Here is a 22,541-nt window from a genome sequence, read left to right as displayed (position 1 = left end):
TAGATTGCTTTATGTTATCAAATCGTAATCAATGGCAACTTAATGCCTGTAGTGTTGAATCTTGGTCGTTCGTAATCCCGCTAAACCGTGTTCATCGATTAAACTTTGCCATGAAAGAAATTCTTCTACAGTCAAAGTATAACGATGGCACGCTTCGTCAAGACTTAACAATCCACCTCTGACAGCCGCAACAACTTCAGCTTTGCGACGAATCACCCAGCGCCGTGTTGTTTGCGGCGGTAGGTCGGCAATTGTAAGCGGACTTCCATCTGGCCCAATAACATATTTCATTTGTGTTTTTATCAAGTTGCTCATTCGTATCCTCTACCTTTAGTCAAGGACTTGATTCGTTTATAGAGCATGAAATTTAAAAAAGAGCTAAAAGCGCTGAAAGAAAAAATTAATAAAGTGATTGGGTATGTAAAAAGAAGCTCAAGTTGAAGTGTGTAGAAGAGATTCTTGCAATATTTTACCGGATTTTTCAAAAGAGCAAAAAAGGATTTCTCCTAAACGATTGCCATTATGCCTTATTTCCATCATTCTTTTTTTGTTTGCAGCAGCTCTTAAGAAAGTAATGCCTATGGTTGTGGAAAGGATAAAAAAATAATATAAAGACAATCAATCGTGTAAAAGTGCTGAAGAGCGTGCATCAGAATGTCAACATATGGGTAGCCATTAAACAGAGCAGTAAATAGAGAATGAATACATGTTTTTAAACAGTCTTGATTTACCAGGACAACCTGAGGATTCTCGCATTGTTGTTGCAATGTCGGGGGGGGTTGATTCATCGGTTGTTGCAGGTCTTTTGAAAAAGGAAGGGTATAATGTTATTGGCATTACGTTGCAGCTTTATGATCATGGGGAAGCAACGCATCGGGTGGGGGCGTGTTGTGCAGGACAAGATATTGAGGATGCACGCCGCGTTGCAGAAACACTAGGAATTCCTCATTATGTTCTTGATTATGAAAAGCGCTTTCGCGAAGCTGTTATTGATCCTTTTGCAGAAAGTTATGCTCATGGAGAGACCCCAGTACCATGTATTGCATGTAATCAAACGGTTAAGTTTGCTGATTTATTAGCAACGGCACGCGAATTGGGGGCAGATGCTTTGGCTACGGGACATTATATTCGTTCGCGTTCCAACGGAGCGCATCGAGCACTCTTTCGTCCTCTCGATAATGATCGTGATCAGAGTTATTTTCTCTTTGCAACGACACAAGAACAGATTGATTATTTGCGTTTTCCACTTGGTGACCTTCCAAAAGCCCGCGTTCGTGAAATGGCAGCAGAAATGGGCTTTGTGGTTGCCAATAAGCATGATAGTCAGGATATTTGTTTTGTTCCACAAGGAAAATATTCAGATGTTATCGCAAAACTGCGTCCAGAAGCAGCTAATCCTGGCGTTATTGTCCATATTGATGGAAAGATTTTAGGTAAACATTCGGGAATTGTTAATTATACGGTTGGTCAACGTCGTGGTATTGGGGTATCAACGGGTGAAGCGCTTTATGTGGTTTATCTCGATGTGGAAAATGCACGTGTTATTGTTGGACCGCGTGAAATGTTAGAAACGCATAAGCTTTTTTTACGTGATGTGAATTGGCTTGGTGATGAGTCGTTAGATAATTTCCCTTCTCAAGGTATTGAGGTGGCTGTAAAGGTGCGTTCAACGCGTCCTCCTCACCTTGCGCGCTTACATTATAAAGAAGGTATTTTTTCCGTTGATTTATTGGAATGTGAAAATGGTGTGGCACCAGGGCAAGCTTGCGTTCTTTATGATGGAAATGGTCATGAGGCGCGTATTCTTGGGGGAGGATTTGTAACACATTCAGAACGTGCAGCTGATACTGAAATGATGTTGAAGCGCGTTTTATGCAATCTCGAAACAAAAGATCCTGTTTCCTCAGAACTAAAAACAACAGCTTTATAAAGCATAGTAAATTGATTTATAATGATATTTTTTAATCTTAAACTTGAATGAGAGACTTCCGGAAGATTTTCTCATTGAAAGTTTGTTTTATGATTGAATCCATCAAAATTATATCTTCTGCACGTCATAAGCGGGGTTAGGGTGTGGAAAGTGATGATAAAGAAAATGTAAAAATGTTTTTTATCAATGCTTTCAAAGGCTAGGGAACGGCAATATTATTGGAGACTGGTAGATAACATACAACATTGGGTATGTTTTATAACTTGAAGTGTTATCATCTTTAGTGGTCAAAGTTGGTAAAATGAGCAAGTGCAATACCTGAGGCTGTGGCAACATTAAGGCTGTCAAAACCGTCAGTCATGGGAATACGTAAGGTGTTTGATTGTTGTAGTATATGGGGTGGTAAGCCATCGCCTTCTGTTCCAAAAATAAGTGCTATTCTTTTGGTTTTGTTGGCTTGCTTGAGAGTGTGTGAGGCAGAAGGGGAGAGTGCATAAAGATGAAAGTTTTCATCGTTTAGAGCAGCTATAATGTCATCTATATCAGCGTTTTGCGTATAGGGTACTTTTAAAGCAGCGCCGGCAGACACTCTTATTGATTTGCGATAAAGTGGATCGCATGAGGTTTTGTCGACAATAATGCCATTACTGGCAAAGGCTGCTGCATTACGAAAAATTGATCCCATATTATCGTGATTCGAGATACCACATAAAACAAGAATCAAAGCTTTTTCTGGAAGATGTTGTAAAAAACTTTGTAAGGATGGCAGTATTTTGCGTTTACCAATACCCAGAACACCACGATGAACATGGAAGCCGGTGATATTATCCATAACTTTTTGTGGAACGCAATAAATGGGACATAGAGGCTGTGTTTTTTCTAAAAGCGGTAGAAGTCCAGAGAGACGGTTTGCTACGATGAGCAGTGAGATGGCAGAAAACTCTTTCGAATGTAGTAATGCGGACAATGTTACTTTGCCTTCAGCAATAAATTGATGTTGCCGTCCAACAAGATCTTTTTCACGGATATTATGATAGGCTTTTAGGCGTGGATCATCTGTTTCATTGATTGTTGTGATATTCAAATGCATGCGAGATTTTTAGTGCTTTTTTCTTATGATTTCCAGATGTTAGAATTTGTTTTATTTAAAAAAAAGAGATAAAAAAACATTATTTTAAAACTTATGGTAGAATTTGTATTGACAATATGCAACCATAGGTATAATGTAAAAATACTGATACGGAATCATATATTTTTTCTCGTATCGGGTGCAGTGTCTTGGGTCCCCGCTATTTCCCAAGTTCTGTATGCCCTTAATTTCTAAGGGAAAAGAATCTGGGTCCCCAATGCCCAGATTCTTTTTTTTTGAGGGTAATCATTGTTCTTCTTTTTATATCTAAATTTTTTAGTAAATCATATTTTAAAATCCAGTTGACCTGTAAAGTTACCGTAGAGTGCTAAGATATTTTTTCTATGGTGCAACGATGGCTTATAAATGGGGTATAATGCACATCATAAGACTGAAAAATAATGCATGATCATGATAGATTTGAGCAAAAACAAGTTTTTCGTTTATGAGAAGTGAGATGGCTTTAAGTTATTCAGAAAACGATTAATAATGAAGCTTATGTGTTTGATTGCTCTTGGGAAAGCTCTTTTTTCTATTATTTTCTCTCTTCTTTATTTATTGATGCTGTTCGTGTAACTGAGCAGTTTTTACGATAATAATGGTGAGCTGAGGCGTTTATTGTATGATGAAGCTTCTGTAATATTGAGGAAAGATCGTCGTTATGCCAAAAGTATAATGATATGGTTGAAAATATTAATTCCCTATTTCGTGAAGAAAAGGATGAGGTTCATGGATGTAAAAATCAATATACAAAGCTTGACTTTATACTCTATTTTTATTGCGTGTATTGTTTTTGCTTTGAAATATTGGACATATCACATCACAGGTTCGGTTGCACTTTATTCTGATGCATTGGAATCAATTGTTAATATCCTTGCGTCATTGGCAGCATGGTGGGCTGTTAAAGTGAGTATGAAGCCAGCAGATCATGATCATCCCTTTGGGCATCATAAAGCGGAATATTTTTCCGCAATTCTTGAAGGGGTACTCATTATTATTGCCGCAATTGTTATTTTAAGAGAAGCATGGATAGCTCTTTCTACCGTTAAATTGTTGCAGAAACCTGGAATATGGCTTGTTATTCATCTTATTGCAACTGTCATAAATTGTATGTGGGGAATGGTTCTTATTTGGCAGGGAAAACTCCATCGCTCACCGGCTCTTAAAGCTGATGGAGTGCATTTTATAACAGATGTTTTTACTTCGCTTGCAATTTTAATTGGTTTGATTGCCGGTTTTGTCGGGGGATGGGGAGCTTTAGATCCAATTTTAGCGATAATCGTTGCCGTTAATATTCTCTTACAGGGCTGGAAGGTGATTAGAAATGCTGTTCAGGGGTTAATGGATGTTGGCGTTGAATTGAATGAAAGCATGCGGATTCGGGAGCTGATTTCTGCAAATGCATCGGGTGCGCTTGAGGTCCATGATTTGCGGACGCGTGTTGCTGGGAGGGTTACTTTTATAGAGTTTCATTTGGTTGTGCCTGCTGTAATGCAGGTAGGAGAAGCACATAAAATTTGTGATAAAATCGAAGCTGTTCTTCAAAAAGAATTTGATAATGTGCGTATTTCTATTCATGTCGAGCCTGAAGATGAGGCAAAATTGCCTCCCGGTACAACGGTAATCCCTTTTATATAAAAAGATTTTTCAAATTGTCTGTTATGTTAGACTGTTTTTTTATGATGGGGTGATTCATACCTCTCGAAAATACAATGATGCTCTTTTGTTGATTTAATTTTTGCATCAATCAAGTATACAAGGTTAAACAGAGTATTTAAGGCAAGATTTATTCTATTTCGTTAAAACACTGTCATTTAAGGTGTGGTGAGATAAGGCATATAAAATTTGATCTATTAAGTGTTTTTAGAGTATGGAGTAAATATTCAAAATAGGACTTGCCGGTGTATTCTTTTGTAAGTGAATCTCATGAAATGGTTAGCAGCTTAAATCCATTTAAGAAAACGGATCGTTTACAGACTGTCGGGAGTAGATGTTTCGTTTCTTAGGGCGAGGAGGAGTGAAGCCTTCGTAATAAGTTTAATGAGATTTAATTATAAATTTTGTATAAAAGTTATGAATAGGGTTTTAAAGTTTGTGATCATAGATTAATCGTCATTATTGTTGCTAATAAATGTGTTGTTTTATCGATACAATGTGTTCTGTTTAGAGTGTTCTTTATTGCATGAAGGATGGGGGACTCATTAAAAGATGAAAAAACAAAAATCATGCTCATAACTCTACTCTTTAAAGGATATTATTGTCGTTACTGTAGAAAATTGTAAAGCTGAACTAAAGAATGATGCTAAAGATAGAAACTGGTTTTTAATTGATGCCTTCATATTTTCATTCCAATCTGGCATCAAAATTTTACAAGGACTCGTACAGTACTGGTGCATCCTAATCATAATATGCTGCTATATCAGGGCTATTTTAATTTATAGATAATAACAAAAAGCAAAGACTTTATAAGGAAAAAAAAGCTATAAAGTCAAAAATTTATATGCAATAAATTAGAGAGGTAGATCGAATTTTTATAGAATACTTTATGAAACAACCACCAAACATATCTGGCTTTACTTTTACTTATTTTTACAAACGTTCGTTTGTGTCTTTTGCGTTATATTCGTAAAGATCAGATTAGCGGTAATCTAAAGATAACTCTTGGTTGAGAATATGAAAGGAAAGCGTGATACTATAATAGAGTTTTTTCTGTCTTTATCGTTCAACCAGTAAAAGTGATTACAAATCCGTAATTTCTCCAAAAATGATTTTGTCATACTTATAAACAAAGTTAGATCAAAACGACTTTTTTCTCTTAAAACTGTAAACAAATATATTGTATCCGTATAGCTTGAACGAAGTTAGATGTTTACCTGAATAACGACAGTATATATTTTAAGAATAGAGAAGATATTTCATATCGCTATGATGTTATTCAAGAGCCCTTAAAACAATGATTCCTGGTGTTTTTTCAACATAATTCATAAAAGGAGAATCAACGACTTTTTCGTTTTCTTTTCGTGAAGAAGCATTTCTTAACATTGGCCCTTTATCTGTCATGATAAAGAAGCCCACATGTGTTACATCCAATCCAGCAAGTTTCGTATAAATACCAATGAAATCACCAGACTGTAAACGACCTATAACCTCCTCATTAATAAAGTTACTTGGAATATACGTTATTGTGCGTTTCACAACTGGCAACCCAGGTAGATAGCTTCCACCATCAGCTTTTTTATTGAGATATTTTTCTATTTTTACCGCATGGGGACTTATTTCAGCGGTAATATCAGTGGCGAGTTTATATTCTCTATAAGCCCAATCCGTAAAAAAATGTTTCCGATTTAAAAAATGAACATTACCGTTAATATAACGCGTTTTTATGACGTTATTTATGAATTCTGTTTGGGATGTTGATTTGCGCAATGCTTCAACATAATCCAGATAAGTGAAGCAATCTAAGCCTCTAAAATCAATAATCAGTTTTTCTGGTGTATTTTCTGAGCCATGTAACATATTTGCTTGGTAAGGTGTCCCTAAAAAAGCTTCAGAAAGAAAGTCAATTAGTGCCCCTTTTTCCTGATAATTTGTTTCTGAACGTTTTTTGAGAAGAGCATTTAATTTATTTAGAGTATAGGGATCTAGGTTTACGTTGGTTGTTTGTTGTGTTTTTATTTTATTTTCTACAGTACTCTCTTGTGAATCAGAATCCTGAACATCACATCCTGTTACCAACATTAATATGAGAATTAATAGGGATATTTTTCGCATTTTATACACCATTTTGAATTAAAAATTCATGACGAACTATTTCTAAAAGTGCTATTTTTTAAATGCTTATCATGATCATCGTTAGATTTAATGCTAGCATACAATCATTAAGAGTATCAATGAATATAAAGATAAAATCATGGTTTCTAAGGTTACACAAATTGCAAACGATATGAATCTTTTCTAAGATTATAGAATTAAAGGATTTTTCTCTATAATATACTTATTTTTTAATCAAAATTATTGTCAAATAAATATTTTTAAAAATATGATGAGCTTTTTACGTTGTTAAGCTATTCTGGTGTTGCTGCTTTAACTTTATAGCATATTCTGAGGGTAAGAAAATTTTTTAAGAGCTTATCTTTTAAAAGGTTTCAATTACTATAGGATATCTAACGTATCCAATGGAATTGAGATTCCTGAAAACGGTGGGATGAGAGGGGAAAATGATGTCTGATAAAATTCATCGTAATGTCTCTAAAACTATTGGAAATACTCTGTGTTTCATGAAATTTTGTTCATGAGTTTGTCGCACAAATATTTTGTTCGTATAATGCAAAAAAAATTTTTATTCTTTGACAATGAGATAGCAACTAAAGATACACCAATTAAAACGTAATTTTACAGTTTTATCTTGACTCTTACTTAAATTTTTACTTTGTTATTATTTCATATGTGAAAAGTATACGGTATAGAATACTTTTAAAAGGAAAAGGGAGTTAAAATATAGCGGGGGGAGTCATTGTATGCGTAAAATAGTGTGTATGTTATGCAAGACCAAATGCTCAATCCGAAATTTGTTCAGCGTGGGCTCATTTTAGTGTTCATCACTTTATTGTTAGATATTCTTTGTATTGCGATCATTTGTCCTGTTTTGCCTGAATATTTTTCTCAATTAACTGGAAAAGAGGTCAGTACATCTTTTGTAGAAAGAGGAAAATTACTTGCAGCTTATTCAGTGATGCAGTTTTTGTTTGCTCCTGTTATTGGCAATCTCTCTGATCGTTATGGTCGTCGTCCTATTTTGCTTCTCTCTATTATCTGCTTTGCTCTTGATAATCTCATATGTGCTATAGCATGGAGCTATTCTATGTTATTTATCGGGCGTCTTTTGTCAGGGATAAGTGGCGCTAGTTTTGCAACTTGTACAGCTTATCTTGCGGATATATCTGATGATAAAACCCGTACACGCAATTTTGGTCTGTTAGGCATTGCATCCGCATTGGGGTTTATTTTAGGATCGTTTATTGGTGGTTTTTTAGGTCAGTTTGGTCCGCGTATTCCGTTTTATTTTGCTGTTGGTTTTTCACTCATTAATTTTATTTTTTCTTGGGTTATGCTTCCAGAAACCCTTTCTTTATGGAATAGGCGCTTTTTTGATATTAAGCGGGCAAATCCCTTAGGTGCTTTTTGGCACCTGAAACAATATCCGATGGTTCTTTGGGTGTTATTGGTCTTTTTTCTTTATTGGTTTGCGGAATCTGTATGGTTAAGCATTTGGGCGTTCATTGCAAAAGAACGCTATGATTGGAGTTCTTTTTCTATTGGACTCTCCTATAGTGTTTTTGGGATAGGCCAATTTATTGTAGTCGCTCTCTTTTTGCCTTATTTTTCTAAACGATGGAGTGATTGGCATATTGTTATAGTGGGGCTTTTGTTTGCCTCCGTTGCTATGCTGGGCTATACATTCGCGACGCAGGGGTGGATGGTTTATATGGTTTGTATGTGTACAATGCTTGAATATCTTGTTCATGCACCTATACGTGCGATTGCTTCAGCGCAGGTACCGACAAATGTACAAGGAGAACTGCAAGGAGCGATGACATCTGTTATTTCATTAAGTTTAACATTTGGTTCTGTTTTTTATGTGTTTCTTTTTGAATGTTTTACAGATAAAAATGCACTGTTTTATTTTTCAGGTGCTCCTTTTGTTGGAGGCTTTTTTCTTCTTGTCGTTGCGACAGTTATTTTTGCCTTGCGGGTACGTTAATTTGTTGAGAGAGGCCGGTACGTACTATTTTGCTAGAAGAATGCACAAGATAAACAAAATGTATCATTTTATAGGCAGAAAGTTTTTTGTGATATTTGTTTAACAAAGTGTTATATAAAATATCGATATATCCTTCTCATTTAGTGCAAATAATTTTTTTTATTTTGTGATATTGTTTGTATAGGGGAGTCCGTATTTTTTCTATTGCTTGCAAATTAATATCCAGTGCTAATGCAGCAGCATATTGAAAACAAAAGATTAAAACGTATCTGCGTTAGATGTATCAGTATTGTATGAACAATTCCAAATTTTATATGGCAAATTGGAAGTAAATATTGCTTATATTTGTTGGCATAACTTCTGGAATCGAAAGAAAACCTCATTTTGGAAGAATATAAAGTTGTAAAATTGAAAAGATGTTTTCTGTTTTGCTATTACTTTTTTATTCGGCTTTACAGTTTTCAAAACCATCTACGGCAATATCTTTTAAAAAGTAGAGATTTGTTGCATTGTCTCACACTTTAATTTTTTTTATTCTTTAGGAGGAGTTATGCTTCTCATGCAAAATAGAATGCTTAAAATTGTATTGTGAATCAAATGCTTATTTGAAGTTTAGGCACTTTTTTGAATGTTAGACACTTTACTCTTTTTAAAAATAGTTTTTATCGATACACTTACCTTGCTTGGGGGGAGAAGCCAATGATTTTGATGGATACGACCTTAAGAGAAGAGGAAGGAGAAAAATTTAAGCTATTCAGTGCGCTCTTTTTAGTTTCAGAATGATAAATAATAATACAACTTCAATAAGTTGTAGGTATAAAAATAATATAATTGTGCGTAGGAAGATGATATAATTTAAAGGAGAGAAGTTAAAAGGTGAGGCTTTTTATTTTAAGATATTTTTTTATAATTCATAATGAGATCACAAAAATGCTGAAAGAGGTAGTGGCTATCTTGTGGTCCAGGAGAAGCTTCGGGGTGATATTGAACAGAAAAAACAGGTTTTCCAATGATTCGAATACCACAGTTTGAACCATCAAAGAGAGAAATATGTGTTTCTTGAACATGTTGTGGTAAAGAGGAAGAATCTACGGTAAAACCGTGATTCATCGATACAATCTCAACTTTTCCAGTGTTAAGGTCTTTAACTGGGTGGTTGGCACCATGATGTCCTTGGTGCATTTTCACGGTTTTTGCACCAACCGTAAGAGCGAGAAGTTGATGACCAAGACATATTCCAAAAATTGGCAAATTATGATCAATTAATGTTTTAATTGTTGGAATGGCATATTGAGCCGTAGCTGCGGGGTCTCCTGGTCCATTAGAAAGAAAAATGCCATCAGGGTTCATTGCCAGAATTTCTTTTGCAGTTGTGTGGGCAGGCACAACAGTAATGCGGGCTTTTTGTGTTGCCATAAGGCGAAGAATATTGCGCTTAATACCGTAGTCAATTGCAATGATATGAAGATTGTGCACATTGTTTGTACCGTATCCTTTATTCCAACTCCATGGTTTTTCATTCCATTGCATTGATGATTGAGATGTCACGTCTTTCGTAAGGTCAAGATTGACGAGACCGTGCCATTTTTGCGCACGTTTCTTTAAAGAAGGAATATCAAAGTTTCCATTAGCATCATGTGCAATGACAGCATTTTGTGCACCTTTTTCACGAATAAGAATTGTGAGTGCACGTGTATCAATACCACAAAGTGCAATAATTTTACGCGTTTTAAGCCATTGATGAAGATTTTCATTGGATCGATAATTTGAGGGATGTGTAATATCTGCTTTGAAAATAGCGCCAACAGCACCATGACAATTGAGAGGAGAGAGATCTTCAATATCTTCGCTATTTGCCCCTACATTTCCTATATGAGGAAAAGTAAAATTAACGATTTGTTGTGTGTATGATGGGTCGGTGAGGATTTCTTCATAGCCTGTAATGGCGGTGTTAAAACACACTTCAGCTTCAGCGATACCTGTAGCACCTGCTCCTTTGCCTTCAATAACGGTTCCATCTGCTAAGACTAAGAGGGCTGTCGGTTTTTTGATACTCCAAGGGTGGCTGGGTGAAGTTGCTTGTATCATAGTATGTATCCACAATTTATTCTCTGAAAGGTATAATGACCAACTTTACACAAAAATCATACCTTTAACAGATGCTGTGTATATTATTCTGGTAACGTTTCGCTTGAAATAGGCAGTATAAGTACATTCCATGAAGAGGTAAAGTCTTGTTTTAGCTTTTCGAAGATCGAGTCCTTAATTATTTTTTTATCTTCCATTGCAAGATGGATAAAGATTGGTTAAAAGGCATATTCTTCTTGAACAAAATTGGATAAATTTATGTTGCGTAACCAGATTGATGGGGCTCTTAGGGCTGCTTTGAAAGTGCAAGATAGTGCGCGTCTTGCTACACTTCGTTTAATGAATGCTGCAGTTAGGGATCGTGATATTCTTTATTATGATGAGGGGAAGCTAGAAGTGGATGATCAGCAGATACAGTCTGTTTTCACTAAAATGCTTCAACAGCGTGAAGAATTGATGCGAGCCTATAAAGAGTCTGGTTGCTTGGAATTGGCAGAGAGAGGACAAGCAGAAATAGAAGTTATTCGTGAATTTCTTCCCTATCAACTTAAGGAGATGGAAGTAGAACAGGTTCTTTGTGAAGCTTTGGCACAAACAAAGGCTGAAAAATTACGCGATATAGGTAAGGTGATGGCATGGCTTAAGGAACGGTATGCGGGGCAAATGAATTTTTCTAAAGTGTGCAATAGTCTTCGTAAAAAATTGCAATAGATCTTGTTAATTCAATGGGATGGGAAAATATTTTTTATTGTGCGTCACCTTTATAAATCAGTAGGATTTTGATAAATATCATTTATTTTTTATATACATACTATTATCAAAAAAATATTTTTTTGAAATCAACGAAGTTTTTTTGGAGCTCATAGAGCAATAAACATTCTTTTATGTATTATATTTTTCTGTTCTTCAAAGCTGTTAGATCATTAAAAAACAAAAAGGTTATAGAGTTTTTACTTTTAAAAAAAATCTATTATTTGCACTGTTAAAAATTTTAAAACAGGATGATTAAGTTAATTGATACAGATTTCCAATTTTGGGGAGTGTATTATTGTCTTTTTTGCTGTTTCAAAGCATTTGTTTGATAAAGAGTTACCATATTTTAGAGTAGTGATTATTCGGTAAGAAATTTAAATATAGATGGTTTTATCAATATGGTGTGTATCTTTTTAATTCAAGTGCTGGTTTTAATGATAAGAAAATCAGAATTTTAGAACGTTTTTTCTAGGGAAGAGATTTTTTAAGCTGAGTTTATGAAATAAAAGGATATTTTGAAAAGAAATCTTTGTTTTTAATGTGTTCTTGAGATAATTTTGAAATTCTTTTCTCTGATTAAATCCCTTATAAGCTATATAAAATCTATAAATTATGCAGAATAAAATGAGTAACCTCTATTTGTGGGGATACAGTGGTGAATCTGTTAAAAATAGTTCAGTTAGCAACAATGGCTTACCCGTTAACCGCAAACGGGAACGGCGTGCCCATAGTGCACCTTGTTGACCAATATGAATGTAATCGCGGGTTAATTTGTCATTGTTAAATAAATAATGTCCTAGAGGTACAGTTCCCAAATGCATCAAGGCTTGATTGTGTAGGAGGGTTTCTTGTGGAATTACAGTGCGTCCAAGGAGCCAAGGTTTATTATCTCCCATTAATATGATTTCGCGTAGCCAATAACGCGCACTTTCGGGGAGATGCTCTGCTTCTTCTGTTAATTTATCTTGCGTAATAAAACATTCGCGTTGTGGTTGAACTTGGAGGCAGGTACAATATTTCTTTAATCGAAGCGTCATCGAGCCCGATTCCATGAGCCAATCGCGAACGTTTTCTGGTATTGGAGGATTTTGATCAGAGAACCACGTTAGAGGCGGTAAGATGGAATCTTCAAGATCAGACATCGTTTTACTCCACAGCTAAAGTCTTATTCCATATGTTATGTTGGGTTAAATAGATAGCTCTATTGTAATACAAGGAGTATAAAAGCAGCAAGATTTTAACAGGAAGATATCAAAGGGAAAGTCGATTGCAAAGGTCTTTAAAAGAAGATATGCGGGAAGTATATATTATAGGATTATTTTCATTAAAAAAGCAAAATAAGGTATTATGTTTTATCCAAGGCGCTTTCACAATGCGTTACGGAAATTTCTTTATCGCATGAGAGCAATGGGAAAAATGTTTCGTACTTTAAAATTCGTTTGTAACGCATATAAAGAAGAGCTAAAAATTCATCTATGCAAGATGATATAAAGAGGAAGTTTTAAGAGGAACAAAACTTTATTTTATACTTTAGAAAGTGAAGAGGTATTCAAATCTTTTGAATTGAGATGTAAAGGGGATCGTATTCTTTATAATCAAGAAATTTATATTAATGCATATATTTTTGAAAACTTTAAAATACATTATATTGTTAAAAATTACTTCACATAACATAATTTGTAGTAATTCTATAATAAAGTTACATTAATATTATTTCATATTTATTTTATATACTATTTTATTTCATAGATTAGAAAAAATTCTTTATCATTTTGTTCTTACCGTCTCTCTTTATTTCTTAAGATGCAAAAAAGCTCTTCGAGTTTTCTTGGTAAAAAGGGCATTGTTGATAGAGTGTAAGCTATTAAGCATTATACGGTAGAATTTTTAATCATCGTTAGTGATTTTTGTAACCTTATGAATTGTTATTACAGTGAGATATGCTGGATTTGCGCACGTGGTACAAAAATCAGTTCGTATTTCGTTAAAATAACGCAACATATCTCTCCTGATATGCGTAAGTTTATATAGGTATGAAATGGTGCGTTATAAAGTTCTTTGCTGCATTTCGTTTTATAATACGGTGATGGTGTATGCCTAAAATCGCAGCTTAAGCATCTCACCATCATATCAAAATTGGTAACAACAAGTTACAAGGAAATATTTCAAACTCTGCTAGTTGTTTCCTAGTTTTGTATTGAATCCCAAAAGGTGTAAAAAATAAATACTCTATGATCGAATTTTTTGTCCTATCCATATAAGAATACAGGCTCCTATAAAACCTGAAATAAGATAGCCAAGCCAACCAGCAAAACTTACACCTAAAAGACTAAAAAGAAAGCTTGCTAGCGCAGCGCCAATAATCCCTAAGATAATATTTAACAATATTCCTGTTTGGCTTTTCATAATATACTGTGCAGCCCAACCTGCAATCCCGCCAATGACAATAGCTGCAATCCAGCCGATGTTTGCATTTTCCATGATACCCTCCTTTGCCTGAATTTAAATTGTAACTAGAGTAAACTTTGTAAAAATCAAGGTTTATTCCTTTTTTACCCAGTGGAAAGGATATTGCTTTTAGATATTTTACTTATTACTTTCCTTTATATTAAAATAATATTCACATTTGTATCATAATAATACTTAATAAGTATAAATATATAATACATTTTAATTTATAAACAAATTAATTAATTTAGAAATACGAATAAAATAAGAAAATATTAGTGAAAATGTTTTAATAACTCATAAAGTGTATTTATAAGCTTTTTAAAGCTCTCTCTTAAATTGAAAAAAACAACTGTGATTAAAGCAATAAGTAAAATGGATATTTAAAAGTTTGGAGCTTGCCAATTGATATCAATGATGTTTGAAATTAAAACTGCTTTGTTGACACGTTATAGCGTGGCTGTATAGGTTTAACCTCTACAGATCTTGATATAAATATTGCATTTTTGTGGGGTTTTGCATTCCTTATAGAGCATTTCTGTTTTGCTGCTACTGTGAAGCGATCCCCTTTTTACAAGGCGAGTTTAGGTTGGAACTATCATACTCTTGACCTATTCTTTATGTGTTTAACAGTCTTGGCTTTGAGATGGTTAGGCATTTTTATGTCTTTCTTCAAGAGTTCTATTCTACATGCTGCTTTGTTTGTAATGTGCAAGCAAATGACTTTGAGCAATTCATCATGAATAGATTTTAAATGAAAGAAATTTACGATGAAGAAAGCTCATTTAAATTGTCAAATAATAAGATGTTTTGATTAAATCAATATCTTGACCATATTCAAAATTGAATAATCGATGTGATGTGTGTTTTATTCAAGTTATTTGAAAAGTTTAAGTTTTTTCTGTTTGTTCTTCAGCAGGGGTGCGTAGACGAGAACTTTGAAGAAGTCCCTGTTCTTCTAAAATGTGGTAGATCATTGAGGTCAAAAGAGAGTTGATTTGTTTGAGGTCGCGCACAGTGTCGAGATGAAGACTGGATGATTCTACATTTTTGAGATCCCCTTCACGCAGACGTTTAAAATGTTTTAAACTCATCTCTTTTTCTAAGTTTCGTAGTTGATCTTTTTTTTGTACCAATAGGTGTGCAGTATGTGTATCACGTGAGACGAGAACGTTAAATGCTATATGCGCGTTGGCTAGTACAATGGCGTGGAAACGAAGGAGATCACTCCAGCCCTCGCTGCTGAACTGTAAACCTTTTTGTTGTTTCTTTTTAACCAGCATCAGCATATTATGAATAATGATATCGCCTGCTTGGTCTAATTTTATACAGGCGCCTAGAAGTTCTTGCGTTTGAAGAGCTTCTTCGTCAGATAATTTTTGTCCCGCTAATCGTGCAAGATAAAGTTTGATGGCGATATGTTTTTTGTCCAATATGGTGTTGAGTTGGTTGAGTTCACGAATAATATTGGGGTCAGGATTTTCATAAAGTCCCATGATTTTTTCTAGCATGATGTCTACAAGATCACAAATATGAATGACTTCACGCATGACATTTGAGAGAGCGAGAGTTGGGCGTTCAAGAACACTGTCATCAAGAGCTGTTTGATCGGATAAATTGAGCGTTTTGTTAGCTTGCATTTTTTTTGCACTTATATTCACGATCTGAGTGGTTAATTTTAAAACCCATTTTGAAAGTGGTATTCCAGCAAGGAGAATGAAAACATTAAAAATGATATGGGCGTTGATTACTTGAGTAGGGGCGTTATTGCCAAGCCATGTGATGGGAGGGTGAAAGGAGAGAAATAAGATAAGTATAAGGATTGAACCGGCCCCACGCATGAGTAAATTTCCTAAGGGAACGAGGCGGGTATTAGGAGAGGCGTTGCGCGTTAAAAGTGGTGCTATAAGAGAAGAGCCAAAGTTGACACCAAGAACCATGACAACACAGAGTTGCGTATGAATAAGATCGTAATTGGCAAAATTGACCAGCAAAATGATTCCTGCGATGGATGAATGTAAGAGGTAGGTTAAGCCAGCAGCCAACAAAAAAGAGGAAACAGGATCGGTTGAAAGATAACGAATGATGCTAGGCAAAATTTCGCTTTCACGTAAAGGTTCTGTCGCTGTACTTATCATCTCTAAAGATAAAATCAAAAGACCAATACCGATGACAATACGTCCTATTTGACGCCATTCACGTTTTTCTGTTGTCATGAAGATACAAGTGCCCATTAAAAGACACAAGGGCACAACAAGAGTGAGGTCATAGGTGAGAATTTTTACAACGATTGCTGACCCTAATTCTCCTCCACGTACAGCCATAAGTCCTGCTACTCCAGAGACAAAACCAGATTCAACGAAAGAACCAACGAGGAGCGTTATTGCTGTAGAGCTTTGTAAAATCATTGCTGTAAAAAGTCCAAAACTTACAGCAAACAATGGTTTTGAAATGACGTGGCACATTTTATATTTAAGTCTGTCACCATAGGCGCGTTCAATTCCTGTGCGCACCATGCGTGTGGCCCAGAGAAGTAAAGAAATAGCGCCGGCAAGATGAAGGAGTACCAATGAACCATTCATGATACTTTATTCTTTCTTTGTTGTTGTGAATGTGGTTACTTCAAAATTAATAAATTGAAGTTTATTGTTTTTATTTCACTTTTGCTTTTAATACTTGATTAAAATCATAACCGCTTGGATTTTGAAAAACCTTTAGACCAAAACAGGGCAGAATAGAATAAAGGTGATCAAAAATATCGCCTTGAATTTGTTCATAGTCTATCCAAACGGTGGTGTTCGTAAAGCAATAGATTTCTAAGGGTAAACCATTTTCTGTAGGAGGTAATTGCCTTGCCATATAGGTCATATTAGGGTTGATATTTAGATGCTGTTGTAGATAAGCAAAAACATAAGCACGAAAAGTTCCAATGTTGGTTAAACGGCGCGTGTTGGCTAAGACATCATGATTTTTATCTAATTGAGCATTCCATTGATCAATTTCTGCTACTTTTTGCGTGAAATAATTTTCTAATAAATTAAATCGAGAAAGATATTTTTGTTCTTCTTCTGTGAGAAAATGGATACTTGATTGATCAATAAAAAGGGAGCGTTTGATGCGTCTGCCACCTGATTCTTGCATGCCACGCCAATTTTTAAAAGGGTCGGTCACAAGTTTACGGATAGGAACTGAGGTGATGGTGTTGTCGAAATTTTGAACTTTAACAGTATGCAAGGCAATTTCAATAACATCACCATCGGCACCGAGATTGGGGATTTCAATCCAATCTCCAACGCGAACCATATCAGTGGATGAAATTTGAATACCGGCAACGAGAGAAAGGAGCGTATCTTGAAAAATTAACATGAGAACCGCGGCCATTGCACCAAGACCGGAGAAGAGAATAAGAGGGGAGCGGTCAATCAATGTAGCAACCATTAAAATTGTTGCAACAGCAAAAAGTGCAATTTTAGCAATTTGAATATAACCTTTTATTGGTTTTAGTCGTGCTGTTGGTCGTTGTTCGTAAAGGATGTTAATGACATTGAGACAGGAAGAAATTGTCAGGACAACAAAAAAGATAATGAAGGCGTTGGCAACATTACCGATGACAGTGCTAAATGCATCGGGCAATGTTGGAATAAAATTAACACCAATTGAAAGAATAAAAGCTGAAGTGATATTTGCCATGTATTGAATAGCATTATTAATATCGATCGTTGTATTTTTGGGGAGAAAAGAAGAGAGTTTTTTTGCTCCGTGAATAAGTAATTTTCGTCCTAGAAAGTTCACTAAAAGGGCAGCTATAGTAAGAATAATAAGCCAAGAAATAGCCTCTAACCACGGATATTGAACAATAAATTCGATCACTTTTTTATTCTCCATTTCTAAAAATATATGCAGTTGAGGGTTTAAAATTTTACAACTGCTTAAGAGGAAGTATTGGAATTATGCTCTAAAGTCGTTAAATATGCAAAAAAGAATTTTCAAACTCTGTGAGAGATAATGCGTTTTCCGCCCGATTTCCTTAATGAACTGCGTACGAGACTCCCAATTTCAACAGTGATTGGGCAACGGGTGGATTTTGATCCTCGAAAAAGTAAGCCTTCACGGGGAGACTTTTGGTGTTGCTGTCCATTTCATGGTGAAAAAACGCCAAGTTTTCATTGTGATGATCATAAAGGGCGCTATTATTGTTTTGGTTGTGGTGTAAGTGGAGATATTTTTACCTTTTTGTGTGAGCTTGATGGATTGCACTTTTCAGAAAGTGTAGAGCGTTTGGCTGATTTTGCGGGAATAAAACTCCCTATTTGGGATTCACAAAGTCATAAACGTCAACTGGAAAAAGCTGACCTTTATGATGTGATGAAAATTGCTACAGATTTTTTCCAATATAATTTACGCGATAAAGAAGGTACGCAAGCACGTCGTTATCTGGATGCACGTGGTGTTACACCAGAGCTTGTAGAGCGTTTCCGCATTGGTTTTGCACCGGTAAGGCGTACAGCTTTGAAAGAAGCTTTGAGTGCACGGGGCATTTCAATAAAGCAAATGGAAGAATGTGGGCTTCTCTCAGTGCATGAGGAGAGCGCGGATTCTTATGACCGATTTAGAAATCGCATTATGTTTCCTATCGAAGATTTGCGCGGACGTGTGGTGGCTTTCGGAGGGCGTGCATTAGAGAAAGAGACACGAGCAAAATATCTCAATAGCCCTGAAACAGTGCTGTTTCATAAAGGAAATATACTTTATAACGCGGCAGCAGCTCGCAAAAATAGTCGCTTTGTTGGCGATGAAAAAATTCATTCACTTCTTGTTGTTGAGGGGTATATGGATGTCATTGCATTGACTAAAGCTGGTTTTGAAGGAGTCGTAGCGCCCTTAGGGACAGCATTAACGGAAGCGCAAATTGAGCTTTTATGGCAGATGGGGAAGGAGCCCATTTTGTGTTTTGATGGTGATGATGCTGGTTTAAAAGCTGCTTTTCGTGTTGCTGATCGTGTGTTGCCTCTTTTAAAGGCTGGGGTTTGTGTACGCTTTGTTTTGTTGCCACAAGGGAAAGATCCTGATGAAATTGTTTGTGCTGGTGGAGCACAGCTTTTTTCTTCTTTTTTGCAAAAGGCAATTCCTTTGAGTGAGCTTTTATGGTGGCGAGCTACCTATGGAAAGCATTTTGAAATTCCAGAGACACGAGCAGCGCTAGAAAAACAACTGAAACAACAAATTTTTACGATTAAGGATGAAGATGTCCGCCGTTATTATTTGCAAGATGTAAAAAAACGCCTTTTTGATTTTTTTCGTCCCTCTTTTTCGAAAAAAAAGGGGGGAGGGCGATATGATCAATCTTCACCAAATAGGACCTTTAAAGATCAAACCTTTTCTCTGTTAGCAAATTCTGAAATAGTACGAAATTCTTCGCAATCTATTCCTTTGCGTGAAGCAGTGATTTTACTCACTTTAGCTTACTATCCTGAGTTGTGGTATGAAAATTTTGAAATTCTTTCTGAGTTAGAATTAAAAAATACTCAATTGATAACTCTTCATCAAGCTATGTTGGAAATTCTTGGGGACCAACAGCTTCATGATAAAGAGACGATGGTTGCATTCTTAGAGAAAAGAGAACAAAAAGCTCTGTTAGAGCGTATGAAACATCTTGTGCAAAATATTGGTATGCGTATTATCCTTGGTGGAGCCCCTATAGAAGATGCACGTGCTATATTAAAACAAGCTGTCTACTTGCATCTTCAAGAACACCACCTACATAAGAGATTACAGGATATTGAAGAGCAACTTGTAGAAAATCCTAAGAGTGAGGTTTTTGATCTGCTTCGTGAGGTAAAAAATGAGCTGGAGCAGATGCAGGCAACAGAAGCGTTAATTGAAGGGTTTGGAAGTTGGTTGGATGAAAAAATAGACGGGAATACACAAGATACGATAAAATGATTCGCTTTTTTAATGCGAATCAGTCACTTAAATTTTAGATGAGGAACTTTATGTGGAGTGACATTTTTATAAAGATGACAATTAAATTTTAGAAAAAGCGGGTAAATTTTAGGAAAAGCGGGAAATTGGTTCTTACGATAGGGTACAGAGATTATCTCAGAAGGGCTGAGAGGTGTCGGGGAAACTTCTGGAGTTTTCCCGCGTTTTTGTCTGGATGTCGAGTTTGTCTGGATGTCAGGGCATATACAAAATGTATTCTTTCCAATAGTAATCTCTTAAAAGGAAGTATATATGAGTAACTATTGGTAGATTTTAGTGAGAACAAACAAACTGGTCACATGGAAACTATGGTTACATGGAAACTGTGAAGTGATCGAGTGGAGTTATGGTATGGCAACAAAGGTTAAACAGAAAGATAATGCAGAAGTAACAAGCCAAGCGAGTTTGGATAGTCCTCTTCTTGATTTTTCTGATGATGCCATCAAGAAAATGATTAAGCTTGCCAAAAAAAATGGTTACGTAACAATGGATGAACTCAATGCAGTTCTTCCTTCTGACGAGGTTACATCCGAACAAATTGAAGATATCTTGGCGATGTTCTCTGAGATGGGGGTTAATGTTGTGGATGATGAGGATGAAGTTGAGTCTGAAAATTATGAAGAAGAAGTTACGGTAGAGGGTGGTGATTTAGTAGAAGCCTCTAGCCACGCAATTGCAACGACAACGAATAAACGCGAAGTAACAGATCGTACGGATGATCCGGTGCGTATGTATTTGCGTGAGATGGGAGCTGTTGAGCTTCTTTCGCGGGAAGGCGAAATTGCCATTGCTAAGCGTATTGAAGCAGGGCGTGAGACAATGATTGCGGGACTTTGTGAGAGTCCTTTGACTTTTCAGGCTCTTATTATCTGGCGTGACGAGTTAAAAGAGCAGCGTATTCTTCTTCGTGAAATTATTGATCTTGAAACGACTTATGCTGGTCCAGAAGCAAAGCAGGCTCCTATTATTGAGCGAAGTGAAGTTGATAAGACGGTAGAAGAAAAAATGTCTTCTGGTATACGTAATATGGGGGAGAGCGCAGGAGAGAGAAATATTGAAGACGATGATGAAGAAGACGATGACGATGTTAACTTATCGCTTGCTGCAATGGAAAATGAGCTTTGTCCTCAAGTTATGGAAACATTGGATTTTATTGCTCAAACCTATGTGAAATTACGAAAATTACAAGATCAGCATGTTGAAAGCAGTTTGGCAGAGCGTAAAGAGGGGGCCCTTACTTCTTCTCAGAAGAAGAAATATATTCAATTAAAGGGTGAGTTGATTCAAGCAGTAAAATCTCTTTCTTTAAACCAAAATCGTATTGAAGCTTTGGTTGAACAGCTTTATGACATCAATAAGAGATTGATTCATAATGAAGGTAAGCTGAAACGGATTGCCAATAGCTATGGCATTGGCCATGAGGACTTTTTAAAAGAATACCAAGGGCGTGAATTGGACGCAGATTGGATGAATTATATTGCTGCCTTGCCTACACCTGGTTGGAAAGAGTTTTCGGTGCGTGAAGCAAAAGAAATCCAAAAACTGCGAAGTGAGATACAAAATCTTGCGCAAGAAACGGCTATTTCGATTGGTGAATTTCGTCGGATTGTTATGCAGGTGCAGAAAGGTGAACGCGAATCAACTATTGCGAAAAAAGAAATGGTAGAATCTAATTTGCGTCTTGTCATTTCAATTGCAAAAAAATACACTAATCGTGGTTTGCAGTTTCTTGATCTTATTCAAGAAGGCAATATCGGTTTGATGAAGGCTGTGGATAAGTTTGAATATCGGCGCGGCTACAAGTTTTCAACTTATGCAACATGGTGGATTCGTCAGGCTATTACACGTTCAATTGCTGATCAGGCACGTACAATTCGTATCCCTGTTCATATGATTGAAACAATTAATAAAATCGTTCGTACTTCGCGTCAGATTCTCCATGAAATTGGACGAGAACCAACACCAGAAGAATTATCTAGCAAGCTTTCTATGCCGTTAGAAAAAGTACGAAAAGTTCTTAAAATTGCAAAAGAACCTATTTCTCTCGAAACGCCTGTTGGTGATGAAGATGATTCCCATTTGGGTGATTTTATTGAGGATAGGAATGCGTTATTACCAATTGATGCAGCTATCCAAGCTAATCTGCGAGATACGACAACACGCGTTCTTGCTTCATTAACACCGCGGGAAGAACGTGTTTTGCGGATGCGTTTTGGAATAGGGATGAATACAGATCACACGTTGGAAGAAGTAGGACAACAATTTTCAGTTACAAGAGAGCGTATTCGTCAGATTGAAGCAAAGGCACTTCGTAAATTGAAACATCCTAGCCGTTCACGAAAATTGCGCAGTTTTCTCGATTCTTAAATAAAGGAATTCTTGTGCATTTTAATAACTTCCTCTTTCTTCTTAATGAAGGGGGGGGGAGGTGCGTCATGTTGTACTTGGAT

14 protein-coding genes are annotated in these 22,541 nt (G+C 36.0%); 6 read left to right on the top strand and 8 right to left on the bottom strand.

Annotation, left to right across the window (positions count from 1 at the left end; all coding sequences use genetic code 11):
- Positions 1-39 precede the first annotated feature (39 nt).
- Positions 40-315, bottom strand: coding sequence for a DUF1153 domain-containing protein (locus ACFILH_RS04195; protein ID WP_273790817.1), 276 nt, complete (start codon positions 313-315; stop codon positions 40-42).
- 391 nt (positions 316-706) lie between these two features.
- Here ACFILH_RS04195 and mnmA point away from each other — a divergent pair, with 391 nt between their 5' ends.
- Complete coding sequence (gene mnmA / locus ACFILH_RS04190) at positions 707-1,930, top strand: tRNA 2-thiouridine(34) synthase MnmA (RefSeq protein WP_375621388.1); 1,224 nt, start codon at positions 707-709, stop codon at positions 1,928-1,930.
- Between the two features lie 280 nt (positions 1,931-2,210).
- On the opposite strand, the gene ACFILH_RS04185 is transcribed toward mnmA, so the two are convergent.
- Positions 2,211-3,020 carry an RNA methyltransferase gene (locus tag ACFILH_RS04185; RefSeq protein ID WP_273790815.1) on the bottom strand — a complete coding sequence of 270 codons (810 nt, stop codon included), beginning with the start codon at positions 3,018-3,020 and terminating at the stop codon, positions 2,211-2,213.
- Positions 3,021-3,788: 768 nt separating this feature from the next.
- Between ACFILH_RS04185 and ACFILH_RS04180 the strand changes: the two genes are divergently transcribed.
- Entirely contained in the window at positions 3,789-4,697 is a 909-nt protein-coding gene (locus ACFILH_RS04180) for a cation diffusion facilitator family transporter (protein WP_375631194.1), read from the top strand.
- 1,293 nt (positions 4,698-5,990) lie between these two features.
- Here ACFILH_RS04180 and ACFILH_RS04175 read toward each other — a convergent pair.
- Entirely contained in the window at positions 5,991-6,830 is an 840-nt protein-coding gene (locus ACFILH_RS04175) for a DUF1460 domain-containing protein (protein ID WP_375623436.1), read from the bottom strand.
- Between the two features lie 769 nt (positions 6,831-7,599).
- Between ACFILH_RS04175 and ACFILH_RS04170 the strand changes: the two genes are divergently transcribed.
- On the top strand, positions 7,600-8,820 hold the full coding sequence (locus tag ACFILH_RS04170) for an MFS transporter (RefSeq protein ID WP_273790812.1): 1,221 nt from the start codon (positions 7,600-7,602) through the stop codon (positions 8,818-8,820).
- A gap of 891 nt (positions 8,821-9,711) precedes the next feature.
- Here the strand turns inward: ACFILH_RS04170 and carA are convergent.
- Positions 9,712-10,908, bottom strand: coding sequence for a glutamine-hydrolyzing carbamoyl-phosphate synthase small subunit (gene carA, locus ACFILH_RS04165; RefSeq protein ID WP_375664780.1), 1,197 nt, complete (start codon positions 10,906-10,908; stop codon positions 9,712-9,714).
- Between the two features lie 258 nt (positions 10,909-11,166).
- On the opposite strand from carA, the gene ACFILH_RS04160 reads away from it, so the two are divergent.
- On the top strand, positions 11,167-11,619 hold the full coding sequence (locus ACFILH_RS04160; RefSeq protein ID WP_273790810.1) for a GatB/YqeY domain-containing protein: 453 nt from the start codon (positions 11,167-11,169) through the stop codon (positions 11,617-11,619).
- A gap of 677 nt (positions 11,620-12,296) precedes the next feature.
- Here the strand turns inward: ACFILH_RS04160 and ubiC are convergent.
- From ubiC to ACFILH_RS04140, 4 genes are all read right to left on the bottom strand, one after another.
- Entirely contained in the window at positions 12,297-12,803 is a 507-nt protein-coding gene (gene ubiC / locus ACFILH_RS04155) for a chorismate lyase (RefSeq protein ID WP_375621383.1), read from the bottom strand.
- A 1,087-nt stretch (positions 12,804-13,890) separates the two neighbouring features.
- Positions 13,891-14,142, bottom strand: a complete 252-nt coding sequence (locus tag ACFILH_RS04150; protein ID WP_273790808.1) for a GlsB/YeaQ/YmgE family stress response membrane protein — start codon at positions 14,140-14,142, stop codon at positions 13,891-13,893.
- An 857-nt stretch (positions 14,143-14,999) separates the two neighbouring features.
- A complete protein-coding gene (locus ACFILH_RS04145) occupies positions 15,000-16,691 on the bottom strand; it encodes a Na/Pi cotransporter family protein (RefSeq protein ID WP_375667422.1) in 1,692 nt (563 codons plus the stop codon).
- 70 nt (positions 16,692-16,761) lie between these two features.
- Entirely contained in the window at positions 16,762-17,979 is a 1,218-nt protein-coding gene (locus tag ACFILH_RS04140) for a mechanosensitive ion channel family protein (protein WP_375631190.1), read from the bottom strand.
- A 135-nt stretch (positions 17,980-18,114) separates the two neighbouring features.
- Between ACFILH_RS04140 and dnaG the strand changes: the two genes are divergently transcribed.
- Both dnaG and rpoD read left to right on the top strand, forming a co-directional pair.
- Positions 18,115-20,052 carry a DNA primase gene (gene dnaG / locus ACFILH_RS04135; RefSeq protein WP_375667421.1) on the top strand — a complete coding sequence of 646 codons (1,938 nt, stop codon included), beginning with the start codon at positions 18,115-18,117 and terminating at the stop codon, positions 20,050-20,052.
- Positions 20,053-20,442: 390 nt separating this feature from the next.
- Positions 20,443-22,458 carry an RNA polymerase sigma factor RpoD gene (gene rpoD, locus ACFILH_RS04130; RefSeq protein WP_273790804.1) on the top strand — a complete coding sequence of 672 codons (2,016 nt, stop codon included), beginning with the start codon at positions 20,443-20,445 and terminating at the stop codon, positions 22,456-22,458.
- The last annotated feature ends 83 nt before the right edge of the window (positions 22,459-22,541 follow it).

Origin of the sequence: Bartonella sp. CL435QHHD (assembly GCF_042195095.1) — a bacterium.
In the GTDB taxonomy this organism is placed as follows: Bacteria; Pseudomonadota; Alphaproteobacteria; order Rhizobiales; family Rhizobiaceae; genus Bartonella.
The sequence above is the reverse complement of the archived record's forward strand: the minus strand, read 5'-3'. Positions and strand labels throughout refer to the sequence as shown.